This window comes from Mangrovicoccus ximenensis, from assembly GCF_003056725.1.
In the GTDB taxonomy this organism is placed as follows: domain Bacteria; phylum Pseudomonadota; class Alphaproteobacteria; order Rhodobacterales; family Rhodobacteraceae; genus Mangrovicoccus; species Mangrovicoccus ximenensis.
On sequence record NZ_QBKZ01000016.1, the window covers coordinates 532,139 to 557,680 of the forward strand.

The 25,542-nt window shown below is 66.8% G+C and carries 18 protein-coding genes and 7 pseudogenes; 14 read left to right on the forward strand and 11 right to left on the reverse strand.

Annotated features, from left to right (window positions below; translation table 11 throughout):
• Positions 1 to 411: 411 nt before the first annotated feature.
• From C7T91_RS32840 to C7T91_RS38090, 7 genes and pseudogenes are all read right to left on the reverse strand, one after another.
• On the reverse strand, positions 412 to 585 hold the full coding sequence (locus tag C7T91_RS32840) for a hypothetical protein (RefSeq protein WP_161556061.1): 174 nt from the start codon (positions 583 to 585) through the stop codon (positions 412 to 414).
• A gap of 27 nt (positions 586 to 612) precedes the next feature.
• Positions 613 to 1,882 (reverse strand): annotated as a pseudogene (locus tag C7T91_RS22915) (IS256 family transposase).
• Between the two features lie 272 nt (positions 1,883 to 2,154).
• Positions 2,155 to 2,790: a hypothetical protein gene (locus C7T91_RS22920; RefSeq protein ID WP_145962987.1), complete on the reverse strand. Its 636-nt coding sequence runs from the start codon at positions 2,788 to 2,790 to the stop codon at positions 2,155 to 2,157.
• The gene (locus C7T91_RS22925) at positions 2,780 to 3,589 is read right to left on the reverse strand and encodes a hypothetical protein (RefSeq protein WP_108261447.1); all 810 of its coding nucleotides are present in this window, start codon (positions 3,587 to 3,589) and stop codon (positions 2,780 to 2,782) included. Before C7T91_RS22925 ends, C7T91_RS22920 begins: the two co-directional genes overlap by 11 nt.
• A gap of 95 nt (positions 3,590 to 3,684) precedes the next feature.
• Positions 3,685 to 4,647, reverse strand: a complete 963-nt coding sequence (locus C7T91_RS22930; protein WP_108261449.1) for a caspase family protein — start codon at positions 4,645 to 4,647, stop codon at positions 3,685 to 3,687.
• Between the two features lie 27 nt (positions 4,648 to 4,674).
• Entirely contained in the window at positions 4,675 to 4,911 is a 237-nt protein-coding gene (locus C7T91_RS22935; RefSeq protein ID WP_108261451.1) for a hypothetical protein, read from the reverse strand.
• Between the two features lie 145 nt (positions 4,912 to 5,056).
• A complete protein-coding gene (locus C7T91_RS38090; RefSeq protein WP_269102445.1) occupies positions 5,057 to 5,191 on the reverse strand; it encodes a hypothetical protein in 135 nt (44 codons plus the stop codon).
• On the opposite strand from C7T91_RS38090, the pseudogene C7T91_RS22940 reads away from it, so the two are divergent.
• A pseudogene (locus tag C7T91_RS22940) lies at positions 5,139 to 6,477 on the forward strand (ABC-F family ATP-binding cassette domain-containing protein); the annotation flags it as partial. The gene C7T91_RS38090 and the pseudogene C7T91_RS22940 overlap by 53 nt on opposite strands.
• Positions 6,478 to 6,492: 15 nt before the next feature.
• On the opposite strand, the pseudogene C7T91_RS22945 reads toward C7T91_RS22940, so the two are convergent.
• Together C7T91_RS22945 and phaZ are read right to left on the reverse strand one after the other, a co-directional pair.
• Positions 6,493 to 6,795: pseudogene (locus C7T91_RS22945) on the reverse strand (acetyl-CoA carboxylase biotin carboxyl carrier protein); the annotation flags it as partial.
• 87 nt (positions 6,796 to 6,882) lie between these two features.
• On the reverse strand, positions 6,883 to 8,154 hold the full coding sequence (phaZ, locus tag C7T91_RS22950) for a polyhydroxyalkanoate depolymerase (RefSeq protein ID WP_108261455.1): 1,272 nt from the start codon (positions 8,152 to 8,154) through the stop codon (positions 6,883 to 6,885).
• Positions 8,155 to 8,277: 123 nt separating this feature from the next.
• Between phaZ and C7T91_RS22955 the strand changes: the two genes are divergently transcribed.
• The 6 genes and pseudogenes from C7T91_RS22955 to C7T91_RS22980 form a co-directional block, all read left to right on the forward strand.
• Entirely contained in the window at positions 8,278 to 10,074 is a 1,797-nt protein-coding gene (locus C7T91_RS22955) for a PHA/PHB synthase family protein (protein ID WP_108261457.1), read from the forward strand.
• A gap of 362 nt (positions 10,075 to 10,436) precedes the next feature.
• Positions 10,437 to 10,883, forward strand: a complete 447-nt coding sequence (locus tag C7T91_RS22960; protein ID WP_108261459.1) for a Phasin — start codon at positions 10,437 to 10,439, stop codon at positions 10,881 to 10,883.
• Between the two features lie 155 nt (positions 10,884 to 11,038).
• Positions 11,039 to 11,602, forward strand: a complete 564-nt coding sequence (gene phaR, locus C7T91_RS22965; RefSeq protein WP_108261461.1) for a polyhydroxyalkanoate synthesis repressor PhaR — start codon at positions 11,039 to 11,041, stop codon at positions 11,600 to 11,602.
• A 25-nt stretch (positions 11,603 to 11,627) separates the two neighbouring features.
• Positions 11,628 to 12,386: pseudogene (locus tag C7T91_RS22970) on the forward strand (LysR family transcriptional regulator); the annotation flags it as partial.
• Between the two features lie 49 nt (positions 12,387 to 12,435).
• Positions 12,436 to 13,182: pseudogene (gene cysW, locus C7T91_RS22975) on the forward strand (sulfate ABC transporter permease subunit CysW); the annotation flags it as partial.
• Positions 13,183 to 13,198: 16 nt separating this feature from the next.
• Positions 13,199 to 13,519 (forward strand): annotated as a pseudogene (locus tag C7T91_RS22980) (ATP-binding cassette domain-containing protein); the annotation flags it as partial.
• Here the strand turns inward: C7T91_RS22980 and hemC are convergent.
• Positions 13,504 to 14,136: pseudogene (hemC, locus tag C7T91_RS22985) on the reverse strand (hydroxymethylbilane synthase); the annotation flags it as partial. The pseudogenes C7T91_RS22980 and hemC sit on opposite strands and share 16 nt — an antisense overlap.
• 145 nt (positions 14,137 to 14,281) lie before the next feature.
• Between hemC and hemE the strand changes: the two are divergent.
• The 4 genes from hemE (at position 14,282) to C7T91_RS23005 (ending at position 18,957) form a co-directional block, all read left to right on the forward strand.
• Positions 14,282 to 15,322 carry a uroporphyrinogen decarboxylase gene (hemE, locus tag C7T91_RS22990; protein WP_108261467.1) on the forward strand — a complete coding sequence of 347 codons (1,041 nt, stop codon included), beginning with the start codon at positions 14,282 to 14,284 and terminating at the stop codon, positions 15,320 to 15,322.
• 464 nt (positions 15,323 to 15,786) lie between these two features.
• Positions 15,787 to 16,779: a TRAP transporter substrate-binding protein gene (locus C7T91_RS22995; RefSeq protein ID WP_108261469.1), complete on the forward strand. Its 993-nt coding sequence runs from the start codon at positions 15,787 to 15,789 to the stop codon at positions 16,777 to 16,779.
• Between the two features lie 72 nt (positions 16,780 to 16,851).
• Positions 16,852 to 17,556 (forward strand): TRAP transporter small permease, encoded by a 705-nt coding sequence (locus C7T91_RS23000; RefSeq protein ID WP_108261471.1) that lies wholly within the window; start codon positions 16,852 to 16,854, stop codon positions 17,554 to 17,556.
• A 6-nt stretch (positions 17,557 to 17,562) separates the two neighbouring features.
• Entirely contained in the window at positions 17,563 to 18,957 is a 1,395-nt protein-coding gene (locus C7T91_RS23005; protein ID WP_108261473.1) for a TRAP transporter large permease, read from the forward strand.
• A gap of 813 nt (positions 18,958 to 19,770) precedes the next feature.
• Here the strand turns inward: C7T91_RS23005 and C7T91_RS23010 are convergent.
• A complete protein-coding gene (locus C7T91_RS23010; protein ID WP_108261475.1) occupies positions 19,771 to 21,258 on the reverse strand; it encodes a hypothetical protein in 1,488 nt (495 codons plus the stop codon).
• Between the two features lie 60 nt (positions 21,259 to 21,318).
• Between C7T91_RS23010 and C7T91_RS23015 the strand changes: the two genes are divergently transcribed.
• The 3 genes from C7T91_RS23015 to C7T91_RS39855 all read left to right on the forward strand — a co-directional run bounded on the left by C7T91_RS23015 (position 21,319) and on the right by C7T91_RS39855 (position 25,535).
• Positions 21,319 to 21,522, forward strand: a complete 204-nt coding sequence (locus tag C7T91_RS23015; RefSeq protein WP_145962988.1) for a hypothetical protein — start codon at positions 21,319 to 21,321, stop codon at positions 21,520 to 21,522.
• An 89-nt stretch (positions 21,523 to 21,611) separates the two neighbouring features.
• Complete coding sequence (locus tag C7T91_RS23020) at positions 21,612 to 23,063, forward strand: Glu/Leu/Phe/Val family dehydrogenase (protein ID WP_108261479.1); 1,452 nt, start codon at positions 21,612 to 21,614, stop codon at positions 23,061 to 23,063.
• Positions 23,064 to 23,114: 51 nt separating this feature from the next.
• Positions 23,115 to 25,535 carry a glycine--tRNA ligase subunit alpha gene (locus C7T91_RS39855; protein ID WP_108261481.1) on the forward strand — a complete coding sequence of 807 codons (2,421 nt, stop codon included), beginning with the start codon at positions 23,115 to 23,117 and terminating at the stop codon, positions 25,533 to 25,535.
• The last annotated feature ends 7 nt before the right edge of the window (positions 25,536 to 25,542 follow it).

Consider the following 25,542-nt stretch of genomic DNA (forward strand, 5'->3'; position numbering starts at 1 on the left):
CTGCGGCTGCGCTCGGGCTGGATCACCGCATCTGCGATCATCCGGTCCGCCTCGCGCAGGAGCGCGCACTGGTCGGTCGCCGAGGGATCGGCCAGCCCATCTCGCCGTGCGCGGGCAGCTTGCGGCGATCATCGCGTCGAACCCGGTCCAGGGCGCGTCCATCCCCGCCTTGCGCAAGGCGGTGGAGACGACGACCGGCAGGCCCAGCTCTGCCGACAGGCGGCCGAGTTGGATCGCGGTGCTGCGGTGGCGGGCAATGCCGATCATGTTGACCGCGGCCACCAGCAACAGGCCGATCCGCCCCAATTCCTGCGACGCCGCAGTCCCTGCCACAGACGGGCCGCGTCGAGCACCACCATCATCATGCCGGTCCCCCCGCATCCCTGCGGTAGCCGAGGACGGTGCCGCGGGTCACCTGCGCATCGGGCTGCGCGCACGAAGGCTGTGCGTGCCGGGCAGGCCGACGATCTCGAGCGCCGCGCCCGCCGGGCTGGCGCCGGGCTCGGAAAGGCGCGCGACGGCCTGCTCCTTAAACTCAGCGGTGAAGGTCGTGTCGCGAATGTGGTGGAAATTGCCGAGCGGCATGCTCCGGGCATTTGAAATTGGCTCCGTTCAGGCGGCGAGGTCAAGGGACATCGGCTCGAGGGGCTGCGAGAGGGTTTCCCAGCCGTCGATCTTGCGCATTTGGATTTGGCCGGAGGCCAGCAGCGCCCAGAGCAGCATCGGCACCGTCCCGGCACAGGGCAGCACGGTCTGGGTCTTGATCCTGCGGCGGAACTCCTCGTTCAGTCGCTCTATCGCGTTGGTCGTGCGGGCCGATTTCCATTGCGACGGATCGAGCCGGGCGAAGCTGAAGAGGCGGTCGCCCGCTTCCTCGAGGCTTTCGGCCACCGCCCGGCACTTGAGGCGCCATTTGCGCAGGAACATCTTGCGCCTGAGTTCCACCCCGGCAGCGGTGTCGGCATAGATCATGTCGCGGTAGTCCTCGGTCAGTTCGTCATGGAGGCGCTTGGGGGCATGCGCCAGGAGATTCCGGTGCTTGTGAACGGTGCAGCGCTGGATCGGCAGATCCTCGCCCCAGAGCGAAACGAGGGCAGCTTCCAGGCCGGGCGCGCCGTCGACGATGGCGAATTCTGGCCGCTGCAGGCCGCGGGCATCGAGGTCCTCGAGGAACTGACGCCAGGCCGCGGTGCTCTCGCCACCCATGTTCTTGATGGATAACAGCACCTTCTGCCCGTCGCGGCGCACACCGATCGCCGCCAGCACCGAGATGTTCGTGGCCTTGCGGTCCAGCCGGGTCCGGATGACGGTGCCGTCCAGAAAGAGTCTGACGATATCCTCGTCGGTCAGATTGCGGGCACACCAGGCATCCCAGTCGACCTTCACCTTGCGCCAGGCGCGGCTGACCACGTCTTTGCCGACAGCGCCCTCGAACAGCCCGGACAGCGCCCGCTTGACTCGCCGGGTGTTGGTGCCCGCCAGGTAGACCCCCGCGATCAGCGCCTCGGCCTTTTTCGTGAGCCGCCTGTAGCGCCGCAGCGCCTTGGACCGCCATTCGGTGACCTTGCCCGCATTCTCCTTACGATCGATCCCCCGGATCGATCGCTTGACGGTCGAATTCTTCGATCCGGGCACGAGGAACGCGCACCGTCTCGGTGCCAAAGGTGCCCGTGAGCTGCCGCTCGCGGTGCCCGTGGCGGTAGCCCTTCTGCGCACCGCCGCCGCGGCCATAGCGACAGCGCCCGATGAAGGCTTCGAGTTCTTCTTCGAACATCGCCTCGATGGTGGCGCGGACGGTCGCCCGAAGGCGATCCTCGATCGGGTCGAACCCAGGCTCGTCTGCCAGTAGCGCAAAGCCCGCAGCGTCGTTAATCTCGGTCATGGCGTGATCTCCACGGCGGTTGCAGCCGCCGGTTGGGTGGGTTTCAGTTCATCCGGAGATTACGCCGCCAACCAATTTCCACCACTTCCGAGACACGACCGCGGTGAAGTGGCGGCGGGGCTGTCTGCTCATGTGGGATCCCTTGTCCCTGAGAGTACTGTAACTCCCAGTCCGCGATCCGGGGGCAAGCTCAGTCGGCCCTGTGGCCGCCATGCAGGACACCGACAAGCCGTCAGGACCGGAACGCGCCGGTCAAGGCCGATCCCGCAACCTCAGGAGCGCAGCAGGACCTTGTTTGAATCCACCGCCTGGGCGATCTCGGTGAACAGGGCCTGGCGCTCCACCGAGCGCGCCGCCGACCGCAGCAGCACCGTTTCGGTTTCCTCGAGGATCCGCGTGGCCTCGGCCTGGACGGCAGGCATGCGCTCCACCTGCACCGGGCGCAGCGGCCGGCTGGTCTGCACATCGGCATCGGCCGCCCGTGCCGTGATCCGCGGCTTGTCGCGGTCCCAGGCATCGCGGGCCAGCGCCTCGAGCTGTTTCGAGGTGGAATCGACCGCGGCCCAAGCCTCGGCATATTCGCCGGTCTTCGGCATCTCGGCCGCCGCCGCCGCCAGCCGTTCGCTGAGGCAGTCGATCCTGTAGACCCCGCCGACCTGGCCGCAGAACCGGGCGGCATAGCGCATCGTGTCGGCCGCGCGCGACATCTGGGCCATCTGGCCAGCGGCGGTTCCGGCCTGCGCGCCGCCCGCTGCGGGGGCGAGGGCGGCGGCAGGCGGGGTGAAGACCGGGGTGAAAACCGGGCCGATCGATTCGACCGGCAGATCCCCTGCCAAGGCCGGGGCCGACAGGAGGGCGATGCCGATTGCGGCGGCGATGCGGGAGCGGAACGGAGCTTCAGAAGACATCGGCGGCAACCCAGTTGACGGAGAGAATGACGCGCTGCAGGTCGTCCTGGTCGAAGACGTCGCCCACCGTCGCGGTAAAGCCCCAGTTCTTCAGCGTCTTGAAGCGGTAGGAACCGCCCAGGTCGAAATGATCGCCGTTGAAGGCGAAGCTGGTGCCGAAGCTCTCGCTCAGGCCGATGCCGACCCCGGCGAACATGCCCGGCTCGGTGCTGTAGTCGCGCACCGCGTCGCCGCCGCCGAGCGTCATCATCAGCGGGTAGGACGCGCCGCCCAGCTGGATCACCGGAAAGATCGTCAGTGCTGCGTTGAAGCCTTCGTCACGGTCCTCGGAATCGCCCCAGGGGCCGAGGAAATCGGCGCCGACCGACACGAAGGTCGGCATGCCGCCATCGTCCAGCCGGTGCGAGGCCTTGATGCTGAAATAGCCGGAATCGCCGAAATCATCCTCGAAGGAGGTGACATGGGCGGTGAATTGCAGGTCGACCAGCCCGTCGCCGAGCCCGAGGCCGAAGCCCACCGCGCCCGAGGCATCGTCCTCGCGGTGGCGCTCGTCGCGGCGGTTGGTCCAGGCCCCCGAGGCAAAGATCAGCCCGTGCGGCGCCACCGTGGCCGGCGGAATGCCGAGCAGCGTGACATTCTTGCGGAAGGCCTCCGACACGTCGGGCGCAGCCGATGGCAGCGAGGCGGATTCCTGCGCCTGCCCCGCCGTGGCGGCCAGCGCCAGCATCGGCGGCGCGATCCATCCGGCCCAGGCCCGGCCCCGCCGGCCGGAACCGGTGCGCGAAAACAATTTATCCATGTCTTTACCCTGCCTCCCTCAACCTCGAAGGTAGCAAGCCAGTCCCGGCCTGTCCCCCGTTAATTTCTGCCCTGCGGCATTCCCGCAGGGCCGCGTCACTCCTCCTGGCCATAGGCGCGGCGCAGCCCGCGCCGCGTGCCCTCGCCGAACTGTCCGTCGATGCCCTGGTCGTAGAAATCATTTTCCCGCAGCAGCGCCTGCAGGGCCTTGCGGGTCTCGAGCTTGAACATGTCCGAGCGGGTCTCGAGGATGTCGAGCACATTGGCATTGCCCGAGCGCAGCGCCGCATAGAGATATTTCGCCGCGTCCTGCGGACCCTTGCCCGGCACCAGACCGTCATCGACCAGCGCGGCGAAATTGAACTGCGCCTCCGGATGGCGCTGGTCCGCGGCGCGCTCGAAATAGGCCAGCGCCCGCCTGCGGTCGACCGGAAGCCCGAGCCCGCCCTGGAAATAGAGATAGCCCAGATCGTTCAGCGCGTCGGGGAATTCCTGCGCGGCAGATTGCCGGTACAGCTCGAGCGCGCGGGCCGGATCGGGATCGACGCCGATGCCCTTCTCGTAGAGCTTGCCCAGCTCGAATTCCGCCACCGGCGACCCGGCTTCGGCGGCACGGGTGAAAAGCTCCACCGCCTCGGCAGGCCGGAAATCGCCGCTGGCCGCATTGAGCCGCCGATAGGCCAGCCCGACCATGGAGCGCGTGTCGCCCTGCGTGGCCAGCGCCGCCAGCTGCTCCTCCTCCTGCGGGCGCAGCGAGGCCCAGGCCAGCACCGGATCGGCCTCGGGCAGCCGGTCCTGGCCCTGCGCCGGACCGGCCAGGTAGAAGGGAACGCCGGAAAGCGAGCCATAGGTGTGGGGCTCCTGCAGGTTGCGCGTGCGCTCCAGCACCTCGTCGCGCACCTGGCGGAACATCAGGCTGATCTCCAGCCCCGGCACCGGCAGCTTGTCGACCAGCGCCGCGGCAAAGGGGCTGTTGCCGCCCGTGCCGTCGAGCGCGATCTGGCCGTCCTTGGCGGCGAAGGCGACGAGCGTGCCGCGCTCGGGCGAGGCCGGGGCCAGGGCCTGATCGCGCCGGACTGACCGGCGTCAGGCGCCCCGTGCCTGCGGCAGCGCCAGGGCCGGCTCCCGGCAGGACGCGTCCCCGCCGCAGCGCAGCGCGACCTGGTCGAGATCATCGGCAAGCGTGTCGGCGCGGGATTTCAGCGTGAACATCATCGCGGTCATGTCGTGCCGGTCCAGCGACTCGGGATCGGTCATGAACTGCGCCAACGCATAGGAAAAATTGCGGAGTCCCAGCGTCATCTCGGCGAGGTCCGCCGGCAAGTCCCCCGTCTGCTCAACTCTTCCCACGCGCGCATCCTCCCTGCTCATCCGGATGACGCGCACGGTAGGAGCCGGATCTTAATCGAACGTAAACAAACATTCTGCGATCACGATAAAGTTTCTGCAAAGCAGAAAGACCAGCGCGTCAGCCGCCGGCCTTCTCTTCGAGCACCAGCCATTCCTCCTCGGCGCCCGACAGCGCCTGCTGGCGCGCGACCAGCGCTTCGGCCGAGGCGCCCGAGCTTATGCTGATCGACGAACCGACCAACCATCTCGACATCGAGGCGATCGCCTGGCTGGAACGGACCCTGGCCGAGACCCGCGCGGGCTTCGTGCTGATCTCGCACGACCGGGCGTTCCTCAACAACCTGACCCGTGCGACCCTCTGGATCGACCGCGGCGAGGTGCGCCGCTCCGAGCAGGGCTTTGCCCGCTTCGAGGAATGGCGCGACAAGATCTGGGCGGACGAGGACGAGGCCCGCCACAAGCTGAACCGCAAGATCAAGGCCGAGGCCCGCTGGGCGGTCGAGGGCATCTCGGCACGGCGCAAGCGCAACCAGGGCCGGGTCCGCGCGCTGCAGGCGCTGCGCGAGGAGCGCTCGAGCCAGATCAAGCGCCAGGGCACCGCAGCCTTGAACCTCGCCGACGGGCCGCAATCCGGCAAGCGGGTGATCGAGGCGAAGGGGCTGGCGAAAAGCTTCGGCGACAAGCCCATCGTCAAGGATTTCNGACCTGCGCGTACTGCGCGGCGACCGGGTGGCCATGGTCGGCCCGAACGGCGTCGGCAAGACCACGCTCTTGAAACTGCTGATCGGCGAGATCGCCCCCGATGCGGGCACGGTGCAGCTCGGCACCAATCTCGAAATCGCCGTCTTCGACCAGAACCGCGCGCAGCTCGACCCCGAGGCGACGCTCTGGGACAGCCTGGCGAATGATCCGCAGATGGCGGTGTCGGGCCGCTCGGACCAGGTGATGGTGCGTGGGCAGGCCAAGCATGTCGTCGCCTATCTCAAGGATTTCCTCTTCGACGAGGCGCAGGCGCGCGCGCCGGTCAAGTCGCTCTCGGGCGGCGAGAAGGCGCGGCTGCTGCTGGCGCGGATCATGGCGCGCGAGTCGAACCTCCTGGTGCTCGACGAACCGACCAACGATCTCGATGTCGAGACGCTCGACCTGCTGCAGGACGTGCTGGGCGAGTATGACGGCACGGTGATTCTGGTCAGCCACGACCGCGATTTCCTCGACCGCGTGGCGACGACGACGATCGCCATGGAGGGCAATGCCCGCGTCACCGCCTATCCGGGCGGCTGGAGCGACTACCAGGCGCAGAAGGCCCCCGCCGCAGAGCCCGAGGCCGCGAAGCCGAAAGCCGATAAATCCGCGGCGGCAGCCCCCGCCGCGGCGACGAAGCAGGCGGCGAAATCCGGGCTGAGCTTCACCGAGAAACACCGGCTGGAAGAGCTGCCCGGCGTGATCGCGCGGCTCGAGGCCGAGATCGCCAAGCTCGAGGAGCTGATGGCCGATCCCGAGCTCTTCTCGCGCGAGCCGGTGAAGTTCCAGAAGGCGACCTTGCTGAACATGGGATCACTCGATGATCATCAGCGGCGCGCCGAACTCGACCGGGTTGCCGTCTTCGACGAGGATGCGCTTGACCGTGCCGGCCTTGGGCGCGGGGATCTGGTTCATCGTCTTCATCGCCTCGATGATCAGGACGGTCTGGCCGGCCTGGACGCTGTCGCCGACGGCGACGAAGGACGATGCGCCGGGCTCGGGCTGCAGGTAGACCGTGCCGACCATCGGCGAGGTCACCGCGCCGGGATGCGAGGCGGGGTCTTCCTGGGCGGGCGCGGCGGCAGCCGGTGCGGCCGGAGCCGGGCTGCGCGGCGCCGAACGGTTCCGGCTGAGGGCGTCTCTGCGCAGCCGCCGTCTGCAGCCGGGGGCACGGCTGCAGACGGGGTCATGGCTGCCGCGTGCTCAGGGGCGGACGGATTTCAGCGGCACGGCGCCGTCGCGGCCGCCGCCATGCGCGTCGAGGAATTCCAGCACGAGCGGGCGGATGTTGTCGCGCCAGCTCTTGCCCGCGAAAATGCCGTAATGCCCGGCATTGGGCTCCAGATGCGAGAATTTCTTGTCGGCGGGCAGCCCGGTCAGCAGGTCGAGCGCGGCCAGGCACTGGCCGGGGGCCGAGATGTCGTCCTTCTCGCCTTCGACGATCTTCACCGCGACATTGGTGATCTTGCCGATATCGACCTGGTGGCCGTCGACGACGAAGCGGTTCTGCGCGACCTCGCCGCCCTTGAACAGCCGTTCCACCGTCGAGAGGTAGAACTCGGCGGGCATGTCCATCACCGCGAGATACTCGTCGTAGAAGCGGTTGTGGTGGTCGTTGTCGCGGGCCTCGCCCTTCGCGGCGCGGAGGATCTGGTTGAAGAAGGCCTCGCCATGGCGGTCGGCATTCATCGACATGAAGGAGGTGAGCTGCAGCAGGCCCGGATAGACCATCCGTCCCGCGCCGGCATATTTGAAGCCGACCCGCTGGATGGCGAGCTCCTCGAGCTGGCCCATGGTGATGCGGCGGCCGAAATCGGTGACGTCCGTCGGCGCGGCGTCCGGGTCGATCGGACCGCCGATCAGGGTCAGCGTCGCCGGCTGCGCCTCGGGCTTTTTCTCGGCCAGGTAGGCGGTCGCGGCCAGCGTCAGCGGGGCGGGCTGGCAGACCGCGATGACATGGATGTCGGGTCCCAGATGCTCCATGAAATCGGCCAGATAGAGGGTGTAGTCCTCGACGTCGAACTTGCCGCAGCTGACCGGGATGTCGCGGGCATTGTGCCAGTCGGTCACGTAGATGTCGCAATCGGGCAGCAGCGACGCCACCGTGGAGCGCAACAGTGTGGCATAGTGGCCCGACATTGGCGCGACAAGCAAGACTTTGCGCGGCATGTCGGGACGGCCCTGGACCTGGAACTTGATCAGGTTGCCGAAGGGGCGCTCGACCACGGAATGGATGCTGACGAGGTGGTCGCGGCCGTCCTGGCCGACCACGCTGCGGATGCCCCAATCGGGCTTCGCAATCATGCGGGAGAACGATCTTTCAATTACTTCGCCCCATGCGGACATCAGGTTGAAGGCCGGGGTCGGGGCCAGGCCGGTGGCCGGGTAGGAGCCGAAGGAGCGGGCGGTCGAGCCGAGCCATTGGCTGGCATTCCGCACCGTCTCCATCATGTCGTAGGTCAGAAGGTACCGCATGGTGCACTTTCTCCGTAACGGAACAGCCGGGGCGGATGATCGTCCCGGTTCAATTCGCCGCTTTTCCCATTGGGGGTGCGCCGATAGTCTGGGGTCGCGGGAACGTACGGTGGAACGGACAAGATGACAACCGACGAAAAAGATAATGCGGCCAACCTGGACCGTTTGAACAACAATATTGCGCGCATGGAGGAATTGTCCCAGAGGCTGGTGCGTGCAATGGCCAGCAAACGCGCGATCGACCCCAATCTCCAAGCGCCCGACAGGGACGTGTTCGTCAAGGCGATGACCGCCTACATGTCTGAAATGATGAACAATCCCGCGAAGATCATCGAGCACCAAGTGTCATACTGGGGCAAGATGCTCAAGCACTATGTCGAGGCGCAGCACCTTTTGACGACCGGAAAGATCGGCGTGCCGTCCGATCCGACGCCGAAGGATCCGCGGTTCCAGAATCCGCTTTGGGACAGCCATCCCTATTTCAACTTCCTCAAGCAGAACTACCTGCTGACTTCGGACGCGATCTCGCAGGCGATCAACGGGCTCGAGGGACTCGACGGCGTCGACCGCAAGAAGATCGAGTATTTCACCCAGCAGATCATCAACATGATGTCGCCGACCAACTTCCTCGGCACCAATCCCGAGGCGCTGGAGCGCGCGGTGACCACCGAGGGCGAGTCGCTGGTCAAGGGGCTGGAGAACCTGGTCCGGGACATCGAGGCCAACAACGGCGAGGTCCTGGTGTCGCTGGCGGACAGCGACGCGTTCAAGGTGGGCGGCAACATCGCCACCTCGGAAGGCGCGGTGGTCTACCGCAACCGCATGTTCGAGCTGATCCAGTACGCGCCGAAGACCGAGCAGGTGCACAAGACTCCGATCGTCCTGTTCCCGCCCTGGATCAACAAGTTCTACATCCTCGACCTGAAGCCGAAGAACAGCCTGGTGAAATGGATCGTCGAGCAGGGCTACACGCTCTTCGTGGTCAGCTGGATCAATCCGGACAAGTCCTATGCCGATGTCTCGCTCGATGACTATGTAGAGGAGGGCTACCTGACCGCGATCGAGCAGGTGAAGGCGATCACCGGCGAGCCGAAGGTCAACGCGATCGGCTACTGCATCGCGGGCACCACGCTGTCGCTGACGCTGGCGCTGATGGAGAAGCGCAAGGACAAGTCGGTCAATGCCGCGACCTTCTTCACCACGATGACGGATTTCGAGGATCCGGGCGAGATCGGGGTCTTCCTCGGCGACGATTTCGTGGATGCGATCGAACGCGAGGTGTCGAAGCAGGGGATCCTCGACAAGTTCTTCATGACGAAGACCTTCTCCTTCCTGCGATCGAACGACCTGGTCTACGGGCCGGCGATCAAGAGCTACATGCTGGGCGACACGCCCCCGGCCTTCGACCTGCTCTACTGGAACGGCGACGGCACCAACCTGCCGGGCAAGATGGCGGTGCAGTACCTGCGCCAGCTTTGCCAGCACAACGAGTTCTGCGACGGCGGATTCGAGATCTGCGGCGAGAAGGTGCAGCCCTCGGACATCAAGCTGCCGGTCTGCTCGATCGCCTGCGAGACCGACCACATTGCCATCGCCAAGGGCTGCTACAGCGGATTCTCCAAGTTCGGCAGCCGCTCGAAGACCTTCATCCTGTCTCAGTCCGGCCATATCGCGGGAATCGTCAACCCGCCCTCGAAGGGCAAGTACGGCCATTACACGAATCCCGACCTGAAGCTCGATTTCCAGGAGTGGAAGGAAAAGGCCGAGTTCACCCCGGGCACCTGGTGGTTCCGCTGGGAGGAATGGCTGCGCAAGAAATCCGGGGCGAAGGTCCCGGCACGGCCGGTCGGCAATGTGTCGCACCCCGCGCTCGCTCCGGCGCCGGGCACCTATGTGGTGAAAAAGCCGGAAGCTGCTTGACCTGCGAAGCCGCATTTCGCTAGTGAATCGAGGGACCCGCCGTTTCGGCGGGTCCTGACTTTGCGGAAGGCAAGCGCCTGTAACGAAACGGAAAGTTTCCAGGTGGTGTTTTTGCTGCGATGCAGCAAGATATTTCCGCTCATATTCTTCGCGCTCGCAGCAAGAATCTTGCGCGTCCATTGATGCACTATTCTTGCATGTTCCTGTGTTTGCAGGGGTTTTGGCGCAATCTGCAAATGGTCCCTTGACTTGGCGGCTGCCGCATCGCAGCGAATTTCTCTTGATTTGCTGCGCCGCAGCATATATGAATATGGACAGGCGCAGGAGGCGGGTCCTTCCCGCCCCAGTTTAGGAGAGAGACTATGGCTACCAAGACCAACGACCTGACCAAGATGATGCAGGACATGATGAGCGCGTTCCCGATGGACACCAAAGCCATGCAGGACGCCTTCAAGACCCAGGCCACCCTCGGCGAGAAGATGTCGAAAGTTGCGCTCGAAGCAGCTGAGAAGTCGACCGACATCTCCTCCAAGTTCGCCAAGGAAACCCTGACGAAGATCGCCGCGCTGTCGACCGTCAAGGAAGAGCCGACCGACTACACCAAGGCGATGACCGATTTCGCCTCCGCGCAGGCCGAGATGACCGCCGAGACCATGGCTGCCTTCGCCGAAGTCGCGAAGAAGGTTCAGATGGAAACCGTCGAGCTGATGCTGGCCGCCGGCAAGGACATCTCCGAAGACGCGACCGCAGCCGTCAAGAAGGCCACTGCCGAAGTGACCTCGGCTGCCAAGAAAGCAGCAGCTTCCTGATTGCGGCCGGAACCGCGCGGCGCGTTCCCCCGATCGAGAATTGACGGTCCCGGCCCCTGCGGCCGGGCCGAAGGAAGGGCGGGCGCAAGCTCGCCCTTTTCTTTTTGAATCCGCTCCCCTACTCTGCAACGCAGCACTTGAAGGGAGGGCTTAGAGTGGCCGACAAAGACCAGCCGCTTCTGATAAAGCGATACGCCAGCCGCCGGCTCTACAACACCGAAACCAGCGACTACGTGACCCTCGAGGACATCGCGGGTTTCATCCGGGAAGGCCGCGAGGTGAAGGTGGTCGACCTGAAGAGCGGCGACGACCTGACCCGCCAGTACCTCCTGCAGATCATCGCCGAACACGAGGGCCGCGGCGAGAACGTCCTGCCGATCGCGGTGCTGACCGATCTGGTGCGCAGCTATACGACCTCGGCCCAGAGCGTCGTGCCGCAATTCCTGGCGATGAGCTTCGACATGCTCCGCGAGGGCCAGTCGAAGATGATGCAGAACATCACTTCGATGCCCAACCCGATGATGCCGATGTCCGGCCTCGAGGCGATGAAGCGGCAGCAGCAGGCCTTCCTGTCCTCGATGATTCCCGGCTGGCCCGGCGCGTCCGCGGCGCAGGACAGCGAGGCGAAGCCCGCGCAGAGCGAGACCGAACTGGCCGACATAAAGCGCCAGCTCGCGGATCTGCAGGCGAAGCTGTCGAAGCTGAACCAGCCGGACTGACGGGCGGACCTCCCGCAGCAGGACCATGGCAGACTCGGCGGGACGAATCACGCTCTGGGCGGTGGAGGTGTTTGCCGCCATCGCCGAAGAGGGCAGCATCTCCGGTGCGGCGCGGCGGCTCGGCGCCAGCCCCTCGGCGGTCAGCCAGCAGCTGGCCAATCTCGAAAGCGCCCTGGCCACGCAGCTCGTCGACCGGGCGGCGCGGCCCTTCCGCCTGACGCCCGCGGGCACGACCTTCCGCCGCCGCGCGCTGAACATCCTCGGCGAGGCCGCCCTGGCCAAGGCGGAACTCGCCAATGGCGGCCTCAGCCACCTCTCGCATCTGCGACTCGGCATGATCGAGGATTTCGACGCCGACGTGACGCCGCGCTTCCTCACCGATCTGGCGGGCGATCTCGGCAGCTGCCGATTCCTGCTGGAAACCGGCGCCAGCCACGCGCTTACCGCGCAGCTCGCGGCGCGCTCCCTCGACATGATCGTCGCGGCCGACATGGGCGGGACCGAGCCCTGGATGGAGGTCCATCCGCTGATGGACGAACCCTTCGTCGCGGTGACCCCCGCCGGGCGCGAGCCCGATCCCGCGGCGCTCGCCGATCTGCCCTTCATCCATTACACCCAGCGCCACCACATGGGCCGCGCCATCGCCGCCCATCTGGCGCGCCACGGCCTGGCGCTCGACCACCGTTTCGAGCTCGACAGCTACCACGCGATCATGGCGCTGGTCTCGGAAGGGGCGGGCTGGACGATCGCGACGCCCTTGGGCGTGCTGCGCGCGCAGCGGTTCCTCGAGCGCGTCTCGATGGCGCCGCTGCCGGTGCCGCCGCTGTCGCGCAGCATTGGTCTTCGGCGCGGCCCTCGCGCAGGGGGCAGGCACGGCGCTGCGTTCGCTCGCCGATCCTGCCGCGCTCGACGCGATCCGCCTGACGCTGACCGTCGCTGCGATCTGCCTGCCGGTGAACCTCGTCACCGGCCTGGCCGCGGCCTGGGCCATCGCCCGCTTCGACTTTCCGGGCAAGGCCGTCCTGGTGACGCTGTTCGACCTGCCCTTCTCGGTGTCTCCGGTCGTCGTGGGTCTCTGCCTCGTGCTGCTCTGGGGCGCGAACGGCGCGGCGGGGCCGCTCCTTGCCGCCCTCGGGGCGAAGGTCGTCTTCGCGCTGCCAGGCATCGTGCTGGCCACGCTCTTCATCACCTTCCCCTTCGTCGCCCGCGAGCTGATCCCGCTGATGCAGGAGCAGGGCGCCGCCGAGGAAGAGGCGGCGCTGACGCTCGGGGCCTCGCCGCTGCGGATGTTCCTGACCGTGACGCTGCCGAATATCCGCTGGGCGCTGCTTCACGCCGCGCTCCTGTGCAATGCCCGTGCGATGGGCGAATTCGGCGCCGTTGCCGTGGTCTCCGGCAAGATCCGCGGCCAGACCGCAACCATGCCGGTGATGATCGAGATGCTCTACAACGAGTACCTTTCCGCCGCCGCCTTCGCCCTGGCCGCCGCGCTGGCGCTGATGGCGCTGGCGACGCTCGGCCTCAAGGCGGCGCTGGAGCGCCGCCATGCCGATGCCCTGGCCGCCACCCGCCGCCACTGATCCCAGGAGACGACACATGCAGATCGAAATCGACGAGATCGCCAAGGACTTCAACGGCAGCCCGGCCCTGGCCCCGGTGCAGCTCGCCATTCCGTCGGGGGCGCTGGTGGCGCTGCTCGGGCCGTCGGGCTCGGGCAAGACCACGCTGCTGCGCATTCTCGCCGGGCTCGAGACCGCTTCGTCCGGCCGCGTGCTCTTCGACGGCGAAGATGCCACCGGCCTTCCGGTGCAGGCGCGCCGGACCGGCTTCGTGTTCCAGAACTACGCGCTCTTCCGGCACATGACCGTGGCGCAGAACGTGGCCTACGGGCTCGAGGCGCGGCCGCGCCGCATCCGGGGCAGCATCTCCTCGGGGTCGATCGCGCCGCGGGCCACCTCGGCCATGCCCAGCCGGTTGAGGCCCGCCATCGCAAGGAAGGTCGCCTGCGCCACCCCGTCCTGGAGCTTGCGCATCCGGGTCTGCACGTTGCCGCGGAACTCCACGAGCTGCAGGTCCGGACGACGGTTCGCCAGCTGCGCGCGGCGGCGCAGCGAGGACGAGCCCACGACGGCCCCTTCGGGCAGATCGGCGATGGAGGCGGCCACCGGCGAGACGAAGGCGTCGCGGACATCCTCGCGCGGCAGGTAGCAATCGAGGATCAGCCCCGCGGGCTGCTCGGTCGGCATGTCCTTCATCGAATGCACCGCGATGTCGATGTCGCCGCGGGTCAGCGCCTCTTCGATTTCGCGGGTGAACAGGCCCTTGTTGCCGATCTCCTTCAGCGGCCGGTCGGCGGCGATCAGTGCGCGGTTGTCGCCCGTGGTGTGGATCACCACCACCTCGAAGGCCTCCCGCGGCAAGCCATGCGCCGCGGCCAGCCGGTCGCAGGTCTCGTTGGCCTGCGCCAGCGCCAGCGGCGAGCCGCGCGTGCCGAGTTTCAGGGGGTCAGCGGGGGTGGGCATGTCCTTTTTCATGCCGCCCGCTTTAGCGCCCCGTTCGGGCGGTGGCAATCGCCCCTGCTGGCACGCCGCATGCTTGGCCGGAACGGTGCGCCGGGCGGAACGCATTGACTTTGCGGCCCCGCCCCGGCAGTCACGGCATGTCGAGCATGAGGACCCCATGGCAGAGAAGAAGAAGCTGCTCCGCAGCCTGAACGGCGAAACCCTGGACGTGCCCCCGATCTGGATGATGCGGCAGGCCGGGCGCTACCTGCCCGAATACCGGGCCACCCGCGAAAAGGCCGGGGATTTCCTGACGCTGTGCTACACGCCGGAGCTCGCCGCCGAGGTGACGCTCCAGCCGATCCGGCGCTACGGCTTCGACGCGGCGATCCTGTTCGCCGACATCCTGCTGATCCCCGATGCGCTCGGCGCCGAGGTCGGCTTCGTCAAGGGCGAGGGTCCGAAGCTCTCGACCATCACCACCGAAGCCGATTTCGCCAAGCTCGGCGATGCCGCCGACATCCATTCCAAGCTGGCGCCGGTCTACGAGACGCTGTGCATCCTCAAGGAGGAGCTGCCCGCCGAGACCGCGCTGATCGGCTTTGCGGGCGCGCCCTGGACGGTGGCGACCTACATGATCGCGGGCCACGGCACGCCCGACCAGGGCGCGGCCCACAAGCTCAAGGACGAGAACCGCGCGCTCTTCGAGCAGCTGATGCTGCGGCTGACGGCGGCGACGATCGAGTATCTCTCGGTGCAGATCGAGGCCGGGGCCGAGGTGGTCAAGCTTTTCGACAGCTGGGCGGGCTCGCTCAAGGGCGCGGATTTCGCGGCCTATTCGCTGTCGCCGATGCGCGCGATCACCCGGGCGCTGCATGCGCGCTATCCGCATGTGCCGGTGATCGGCTTCCCGCGCGGCACCACGCCGGAGAACTACGTGAACTTCGCGAAGAGTTCCGGCGTCCAGGCGGTAGCCATCGACGAGACGCTCGACGCGGACTGGGCCGCTGCCGAACTGCAGCCGCTGACCTGCGTCCAGGGCAACCTCGCCTCGAGCCACATGGTGACCGGCGGCCAGCCGCTGGTCGACGAGGTGCGCCGCATCCGGGAGACCTTCTCGAAGGGTCCGCATATCTTCAATCTCGGCCATGGCATCACCCCGGACGCCGATCCGGAGAATGTCGCGCTGATGATCGAGACGCTGCGCGAAACCGCCTGACGCCGTCCGGAACCGCCGGTGCCGCGACCCCCGCGGCGCCGACGCGCCGACGCGCCTCGCGATATCCCGCCTGCGTCTCTGCGCCGCTGGGCCATCTGCGAGGGCATCGTCTGCGGCACATCTTGTGCGAGCGGCGGGCGGATGTTCCGCCGCATCCCGCTCCGGCAACCGGTGCGCGGCGGTGCCGCTGCTGCCTGCCGCGCCGCCGGGGCCCGCCGGGCCCGAGTCGCGCGGATGTGCGGATTTCCGCACAACCCGTCCTGCTGGCGTGCGGAAATCCGCACAGGGCGGTCCGCCATGTTCTGGGCGCAACCCGGCTATGCAGCGGAAAACCGTGATCCGTCAGGATGTTAAGCGATATTGGCGCAAGATTGTTGCACGGTTCTTGCCGCGATATGGCCGATCGTTGCCTAACGGTGCCACGCCCTGCGGGGCCCTGACATCGTAACGAGGGAGGACATCTCGTGAAATTCCTGACCACCGTGGCCGTTCTGGCGCTTTCCGCCTCTTCCGCTTTCGCCGCCTGCGACGAGGGCGAGATCGTCATCAAGTTCAGCCATGTCACCAATACCGACAAGCACCCCAAGGGCATCGCGGCATCGCTGCTGCAGGAGCGCGTCAACGAGGAGATGAACGGCAAGGCCTGCATGGAGGTCTATCCGAACTCGACGCTCTACAACGATGACCAGGTGCTCGAGGCGATGCTGCAGGGCGACGTGCAGATGGCTGCGCCCTCGCTGTCGAAATTCGAGAAATTCACCAAGAAATTCCGCATCTTCGATCTGCCCTTCATGTTCGTGAACATGGAGGCGGTCGACGCGTTCCAGACCTCGGATGCGGGCCAGGAGATGCTGCACACGATGGAGCGCCGCGGCCTCGTCGGCCTCGGCTTCTGGCATAACGGCCTGAAGCAGTTCTCGGCCAACAAGCCGCTCGTGATGCCGGAAGACGCCAAGGGCCTGAAATTCCGCGTCCAGCCTTCCGACGTCCTCGTCGCCCAGATGCAGGCGCTCGACGCCTCGCCGCAGCCGATGGCCTTCTCCGAGGTCTACGGCGCGCTGCAGACCGGCGTCGTCGACGGCCAGGAGAACACCTGGTCCAACATCTACGGCCAGAAATTCTTCGAGGTGCAGGACGGCATCACCGAGACCAACCACGGCGTGCTCGACTACATGCTGGTGACCTCGACCGACTGGTGGGACAGCCTGCCCGAGGACGTGCGCACCCAGCTCGGCAGCATCGTCACCGAGGTCACCAACGAGCGCAACGCGGCGATCGCGCAGGTCGATGCCGACAACCGCCAGGCGATCCTCGATGCCGGCGGCGTGATCCGCGAGCTGACCGCCGAGCAGCGCGCTGCCTGGGTCGAGGCGATGAAGCCGGTCTGGACGCAGTTCGAAGGCGATGTCGGCGCAGACAACATCGCGGCCGCGCAGGCGATCAACGACAGCATGTAATCCGCGCAAAGCGGGCAGGGGCCGGGCGTCGCGTCCGGCCCCCTTTCCGACTGCAACACCGGGGGAGAGCCCATGAGCGGGCAGAGACACCAACCACAGACCATGTTCGGGCAGTTCGTCGCCCGCGCCGAAGAGGTCATCATCGCCTTCCTGCTGGGCGCGATGGTGCTTCTGACCTTCGTCAACGTCGTGCTGCGCTACGTCTTCAACCACTCCATCATCTGGGGGCTCGAGGTCGTGCTGGTGCTGTTTGCCTGGCTCGTGCTCTTCGGCATCAGCCATGCCTTCCGGATCACCGCCCATCTGGGCGTGGATGCGGTGCTCAACATCGTGCCGAAGGACACCCAGAAGATCCTCGGCGTGATCTCGGCGCTGGCATGCGTCGTCTATGCCTTCCTGCTCCTCAAGGGAGCCTGGGACTACTGGGCGCCCTTCGCGGGCTTCGACGCCACCTCGGGGCGCTGGTTCCCGACCGGGTTCGAGAACAGCCGCGACCAGGCCTGGTACGAGACCGACCAGATCCCGATGATCGACTGGCTGCGCTGGATGGAGCCGGTGTTCAATCAGGGCGAAAGCTACGAGAAGCTGCCGCGGATGGTCCCGTACCTGATCCTGCCGGTGGGCTGCCTGCTCCTGCTGGTGCGCGTGGCCGAGGCGCTGGTCGGCGTGCTGAACGGCACCCATGACAGCCTGATCGTCAGCCACGAGGCCGAGGACCAGGTCGACGACCTCTCCGCCACCCATCACGACCACGACCACCCCTACTACAAGGACTGATCCGCGATGGAAATCGTTCTCCTCTTCGTCGTGATCGTGGCGATGCTGCTGATCGGCGTGCCGATCGCCGTGTCGCTGGGTCTCAGCTCGATCCTGTTCCTGCTGGTCAATTCCGAAAGCTCGCTGGCCTCGGTGTCGCAATCGCTCTACCAGGCGATGGCCGGGCACTACACGCTGCTGGCGATCCCGTTCTTCATCCTGGCATCGTCCTTCATGTCGACGGGCGGCGTCGCCAAGCGGATCATCCGCTTCGCCATCGCCTGCGTCGGCCACCTGCCGGGCGGCCTGGCCATCGCCGGCGTCTTCGCCTGCATGATCTTCGCGGCGCTCTCGGGCTCGTCCCCGGCGACCGTGGTGGCGATCGGCTCCATCGTCATCGCGGCGATGCAGAAGGTCGGCTATTCCAAGGACTTCGCCGCGGGCGTGATCTGCAACGCCGGCACGCTCGGCATCCTGATCCCGCCCTCGATCGTGATGGTCGTCTATGCCTCCGCCACCGATGTCTCGGTCGGCCGGATGTTCCTGGCGGGCGTCATCCCGGGCCTGATGGCCGGCCTGATGCTGATGATCGCGATCTATGTCATGGCCAAGGTCAAGAACCTGCCCAAGGGCGACTGGCTCGGCTGGGACGAGATCGGCGCATCCTTCCGCGACGCCTTCTGGGGCCTGATGCTGATCGTCATCATCATGGTGGGCATCTACGGCATCCCGGGCATCACCGGCGCGATCTTCACGCCGACCGAAGCGGCCGCCGTGGCCTCGGTCTACGCCTTCATCGTCGCCTGCTTCGTCTACCGCGACATGGGTCCGCTCTCGGGCGGCGAGTCCGGCCGCGCCAAGAGCCTGCTCGACCGTCCCTATGCGCTGGTCACCGCCTTCTTCCACCGCGACACGGTCAACACGCTCTATGACGCGGGCAAGCTGACGATCACGCTGATGTTCATCATCGCCAACGCGCTGATCCTCAAGCACGTGCTGACCGACGAGCAGGTGCCGCAGCATATCGCCGAGGCGATGCTGAGCTACGGTCTGGGGCCGATCGGCTTCCTGATCATGGTCAACGTCATCCTGCTGATCGGCGGCCAGTTCATGGAGCCGAGCGGTTTGCTGGTGATCGTCGCGCCGCTGGTCTTCCCGATCGCGATCGAACTGGGCATCGACCCGATCCATCTCGGGATCATCATGGTGGTCAACATGGAGATCGGCATGATCACCCCGCCGGTCGGCCTGAACCTCTTCGTGACCTCGGGGGTCGCGGGCATGCCGATGATGGCCGTGGTGCGCGCCGCCGCGCCCTTCCTGGCCGTGCTCTTCGTCTTCCTGATCCTGGTGACCTACGTGCCCTTCCTGTCGACCTGGCTGCCGACGCTGATGATGGGACCGGAGATCATCACCAACTGATCCGGGCCGCGACCCGAAGGACCAAGGGGGCCGCCGACGCCATGTCGGCGGCCCTTCCTGCATTCAGCCTCCGCACGGCCATCGGCCGTTTCCGAAGCCATCGTCTTCCATGATGGGCGGCGGCGCCTTTGGCGCCATCGCGCGGGCGGGGACCGACAGGTCCGGCTCCGCGCCGCCAAGGCTCAGTTTGTGCCGGTGCCCGAGCTGTGGCTGTTGTTGTCGCTCGAGGCGACGGCCACCGCGACGCCGATCGCGGCGGCGGCGGCGGCCGTTGGATGGGGCATCCACCGCATCAGTTCATTGTGCTTCTCAACGCTAGGAAGGTTGTCTCCGATCTTAGCCACCTCCCCCCTTTCCTGCGCCGCATCGTACTCGTCCGCGAGCCGCTGCTTGGCGGTGGCCTCCCATAATTTTGCCAATTTGGTAAATTATAGCGCTACACAACTAGCACGATAGTTGACGGATGGTTCACTCGCGGTGCTGAATGGGAATCATAGCGATAAACTTTTCTCCGAAATCATGTTCAGACCTTCCCAAGGTGCATGTGCCGTCATGGTTCCCCCTGTGGCGGCACATGCATGGGATGAGCGCTTCGGGTCCTTCCAGGCACCAGCAGCCAAGGGTATTTCGGCACCTGGAGGGTTCCCCTGTGCGTGCCCCGGAAAACGGCAGACTATTACTATTAGTCTAGACATATACATATAAAATGCGAAGCGCGGCGCCACGCACACCGGAACCATCGGAGTGCTGAAATACCCACGGTGCCCCAGGGCGGGAAGGACCCGGCCGGGCCACGCGAGCCCGGCCAGACCGTCACACGAAGCGGACCCCGCGGTCGCGCGCTTCCCTCATCAGGGCCTCGAAAAACAAGCCGATCTGCGGGCCTGAGGCGAGGTCGCCAACTCCGAAGGTCGGCAGGCGCACGTCGAGCGGGGCCTGCGCTGCAGGGGCAGCCTGCGCTGGCGAGCTGGCCGCCGATCCGCCCCCGCGAGAAGATCGCCCGCCGCCGCCCCCGTTCATGCTGACGCTGTTGATGCTGTCCCAGGCGCCGAGGCCGGCCGCGAGCACCTGACCAGCAGCAGGGATGCGCATCCACCAAGGCAGCGTCGGGTCCCGCAGCGTTGCGTTGTGCGCCGCCCAGGCATCCATCAGCGCCTGCCCGGCAGCCAAGCTCTTTGCGACAGCGAAGATCTGCTTCCCGCGCTCGCCCATGAGGTTGCCGAGCTGAGTGAAGTACCCGCCCCAAGCGCCGAGCATCTGCCCTGTTCCTGCCTCTGTGAGGTTCCGCAGCACCTGCATGTGCTGGCCAACGGCGTTCTCGCGATCGGCCAGCTTTTCCCGCAGCGCATCGCCCATGGACTTGCCGCTGCCGTCTTCGCCTTCACCGCCACCGAAGAGAACGCCGTTCAGCGACAAGTTCTCGTCCTTCATGCTGGCCAGCAGATCCCGAATCCTCTGCACGCTCTCGAAGGACTCCGTCATCTGCCCGGCAAGCGTGCCGGATTGCGAAAGCGCGGCGCCAGCCTGTGCGGTCAGTCCATCCGCGACACCGCCGAGGAAGTCACCCACGCCGGATTGCAGGTTGAAGTCCCGGCCGAACAAGCCGCCGATCGCGTTGACGCCTGAATAGACCTTGTTCAGCAGGGCGTCGTACTGGCGGCCGATCATGGCGAAAGCTTCCACGAAGGCCGCAGAGACGCCGAGCGCCGCCGCCTTCATGGCCATCCGCATGGACTGCGCCCCGAGCCGGAGCCGCTCCCACGTCTCAGCGGCCACGGCCCCGACCAGGGAAAAGGCTTCCCCCATGCTGCCCGTAACCTTGGCAAGCCGGGTGAACTGGTAGACGGCCTCCCCGGCGCCTATCACCAGCGCGCCGATGCCGGTCCTGATCAACGCCGTCCGCAGTGTCGTCAGCGCCCCAGCCAGAGAGAAGGTCGCCACCCGCGCCGCCACGAAGGACGCCACCAGCGGCCCGGCGAATGCCGTAGCCGCCACGCCTGCCGTGATGATGATCCGGTCGAGGTTGTTCACCACGATCTCTGCGAAGTCGATCGCGAGTTCACCGATCCTCTGGAAGCTGCCAGCCACCGCCTGCGCAGCCGGGGCGAGGGTGCCGAAGACCTGCGTCACGTCCTGCCCGCTGCTGGCCATCCCCCGCATGGCGACGGTCAGCGGAATGGCCACTGCGGCCACGGTGCCGACCGCCGCGCCGAGCGCGCCGAAGCCACCGAGAAGCTGGGGAAGCTGCTGGGCAAGCGCGGTCGTCGCCGCGGTCCCGGCGCAAGCGGGCTGGTCCTGCATTCCGACCGGATTGACGACACCGATGGCGGCACGGTTCTGTGGCTGGCCGATGTGGCGCGGGTGGAACGCGGCGTCTTCGCCTTCAAGCCGGCCAATGGCGTGGTGGTGTCGCTGCGCCGCCGCGGCAGCCTGCGCTGGGTGCCGGGGCTGTGGTGGCGCACGGGCGCGCGGGTCGGCATCGGCGGCATGACCCCGAAGGGCCAGACCAAGGCCTTTGCCGATCTCCTGCAGCACCTGATCGCGGAAACTTCGAAAAACGGTTAGCATAACCTTCATCGATCGCGGAAGATCCTCTGCGAGGCCGGTCTCGGGGCTTCTGAGTCGCCCCGGTGCCGAGCCCGGGAGGAGACCGCATGAATGTGCCAATAACCGGACAGACGGCCCCGCCGGAGCCGAGCTTCCGCCATTCCGTCGACATGATGTTCAACCACGCGGTGGGCCTGATGGACCTGCCCTCGGGGCTGAAGGAGAAGATACGCGTCTGCAACGCGACCTACACGGTGCGCTTCGGCGTGCGGCTGCGCGGCCAGATCCAGACCTTCACCGGCTACCGCGCCATCCATTCCGAGCATATGGAGCCGGTCAAGGGCGGCATCCGCTTCGCGATGGGCGTGGACCAGGACGAGGTCGAGGCGCTGGCCGCGCTGATGACCTACAAATGCGCGCTGGTGGAGACGCCCTTCGGCGGCTCGAAGGGCGGGTTGCGCATCGACCCGCGCCAATACGAGGAGCACGAGCTGGAGGCGATCACCCGCCGCTTCGCCTATGAGCTGATCAAGCGCGACCTGATCCATCCCAGCCAGAACGTGCCCGCCCCCGACATGGGCACCGGCGAGCGCGAGATGGCCTGGATCGCCGACCAGTATGCCCGCATCCACACCACCGACATCAATGCCCGCGCCTGCGTCACCGGCAAGCCGCTGAATGCCGGCGGCATCCATGGCCGGGTCGAGGCCACCGGGCGCGGCGTGCAATACGCGCTGCGCGAATTCTTCCGCCATCCAGAGGACGTGGCGGCGGCGGGCCTGTCGGGCCGGCTCGACGGCAAGCGGGTGATCGTGCAGGGGCTCGGCAATGTCGGCTACCACGCGGCGAAGTTCCTGTCGGAGGAGGACGGGGCGAAGATCACCGGCGTGATCGAGCGCGACGGCGGCGTGATCGACCCTTCGGGCATCGACATCCAGTCGCTGCGCGACTGGATCGCCGACAATGGCGGGGTGAAGGACTACCCGCATGCCCAGGTGATCCCCGAGGGCGCGCTGCTCCTGGAGGAAGAGTGCGACATCCTGATCCCGGCCGCGCTGGAAGGGGTGATCAATCTGGGCAATGCCGAGCGCATCCGGGCGCCCCTGATCATCGAGGCGGCGAACGGGCCGGTCACCGCCGGGGCCGACGAGATCCTGCGCCGCAGGGGAACGATCATCATTCCCGACCTCTATGCCAATGCCGGCGGCGTGACCGTCAGCTATTTCGAATGGGTCAAGAACATCAGCCATATCCGCTTCGGCCGGATGCAGCGCCGCCAGGAGGAGGCGCGCCACCAGCTGGTGGTCGACGAGCTGGAGCGGATCGTCTCCGCGATGGACAACGGCACGGCGCTGTCGGAGACGTTCAAGACGAAATACCTCAAGGGCGCCGACGAGCTGGAGCTGGTCCGCTCGGGGCTCGATGACACGATGCGGGTGGCCTACCAGTCGATCAGCGAGCTCTGGCACCGGCGCAGCGACGTGCCCGACATGCGGATCGCCGCCTATATCGTCGCCATCGGCCGGGTGGCGAACAGCTACCGCACGAAGGGGCTCTGAGCGCACCGGGTCCTCTGGCGTCCGGCACGGGCTTGGGCCATAGTGCCGGGCATGAGTCTTCCTCCCGGTTTCCTCGACGAGCTGCGCACCCGCGTGAGCCTGGCCCATGTGGTCGGACGCAAGGTCATGTGGGACACCCGCAAGTCGAACCAGGGAAAGGGCGACATGTGGGCGCCCTGTCCCTTCCACCAGGAAAAATCCGCGTCATTCCATGTGGATGACCGGAAGGGCTTCTATTACTGCTTCGGCTGCCACGCCAAGGGCGACGCGATCAGCTTCGTCAAGGACACCGAGAATGTCGGCTTCATGGAGGCGGTGGAGATCCTCGCCCGCGAGGCCGGGCTGCCGATGCCCCAGCGCGACCCGCAGGCGCAGAAGCGCGCCGACCGCCGCACCGAGCTGGCCGAGGTCATGGAACAGGCGGTGCGGTACTACCGGATGCAGCTGGGCAGCGGTGCCGCCGAGGAGGCGCGCGCCTATCTGGACCGCCGCGGGCTGGGCCGCGAGGGCCAGGACCGCTTCGGCATCGGCTTCGCCCCGAACAACCGCCGCGGCCTGTTCGAGGCCCTGAAATCCAAGGGCATCGACGAGAAGCTGGTCATCGATGCCGGGCTTGCCGCGCGGCCCGACGATGGCGGCGCGCCCTATGACCGCTTCCGCGGCCGCATCATGTTCCCGATCCGCGACGCGCGCGGCCGCTGCATCGCCTTCGGCGGCCGCTCGATGGCTCCGGACGCGCGGGCGAAATACCTGAACTCGCCCGAGACCGAGCTCTTCGACAAGGGCCGCAACCTCTACAATCACGGCCCCGCCCGCGAAGCGGCCGGGAAGGGCGCGGCGCTGGTCGTGGCCGAGGGCTACATGGACGTGATCGCGCTGGTCCAGGCGGGGTTCGGCGGCGCGGTGGCGCCCCTGGGGACAGCGGTGACCGAAGACCAGCTCCAGCTGATGTGGCGGATTTCGCCGGAGCCGGTGATCGCGCTCGACGGTGACAAGGCCGGGCTGCGCGCCGCGATGCGGGTGATTGACCTGGCGCTGCCGCTCCTGTCGGCGGGCAAGTCGCTGCGCTTCGCGCTGATGCCTGCGGGCAAGGACCCGGACGACCTGATCAAGGCCGAAGGCCCGCAGGCGATGCAGGCGATCCTGGACAAGGCAAAGCCGCTCGTCGACCTGCTGTGGCAGCGCGAGACCGAGGGCCAGGAGTACGACAGCCCCGAGCGCAAGGCCGCGCTCGACCACCGGCTGCGCGAGCTGATCGGCCGCATCCAGGACCCGTCGCTGCGCCAGCATTACGGCCAGGCCATCAAGGACCTGCGCTGGGGCCTGTTCCGCTCCGGCCGCGCGCCGCAACAGCGTGCGGGGGGGGCGCGCGGCAGAGCGCCGATCCGCCGCCGCGCCGTCCGCGCGCCGGGGCGGTTCCATGCGGGCGGCCGCGGGACGCCCGGATTGACCCCGCCGCCTGCTTTGCCTACACCGCCAGCGATCAAGATCTGCAATTCCGCCTGTCCGGGATGCGGCCCAGCCGCCGGGCAGGACCAGACGAGGCCCGCCATGACCGACCGCCCCACCTGCTTCCAGGATATCCTGATGCGCCTCCAGGCCTATTGGGCAAAGCAGGGCTGCGCCGTGCTGCAGCCCTATGACATGGAGGTCGGCGCGGGCACCTTCCATCCGGCGACCACGCTCCGGGCGCTCGGCTCGAAATCCTGGGCCGCGGCCTATGTCCAGCCCTCGCGGCGGCCGACCGACGGGCGCTACGGCGAGAACCCGAACCGTCTGCAGCACTACTACCAGTACCAGGTGCTGATCAAACCGAGCCCCGCGAACCTGCAGGACCTCTATCTCGGCTCCCTCGAGGCGATCGGCATCGAGATGGACCTGCATGACATCCGCTTCGTCGAGGACGACTGGGAAAGCCCGACGCTGGGCGCCTGGGGCCTCGGCTGGGAAGTCTGGTGCGACGGCATGGAAGTCAGCCAGTTCACTTATTTCCAGCAGGTCGGCGGCCATGACTGCAAGCCGGTCTCGGGCGAGCTGACCTACGGTCTCGAGCGCCTCGCGATGTACGTGCTGAACATCGACCATGTCATGGACATGCCGTTCAACGATCCGTCCTCGCCGCAGCCGCTGACCTATGGCGACGTGTTCCGCCAGACCGAGGCCGAGTACAGCCGCTTCAACTTCGACCAGGCCGATACCGAGAAGCTGCTGCAGCATTTCGAGGATGCCGAGGCCGAGTGCCAGGCGATCCTCGCCGCCGCGCATGACGACCCGAAGACCGGCAAGCGGATCGTGATGGCGCATCCCGCCTACGACCAGTGCATCAAGGCGTCGCATCTGTTCAACCTGCTCGATGCGCGCGGCGTCATTTCCGTGACCGAGCGGCAGGCCTATATTGGCCGGGTGCGGGCCTTGGCGAAGATGTGCGCCGATGCCTTCGTGCAAACGGAAGCCGGAGGCTGGGCGGCCTGACGACGCC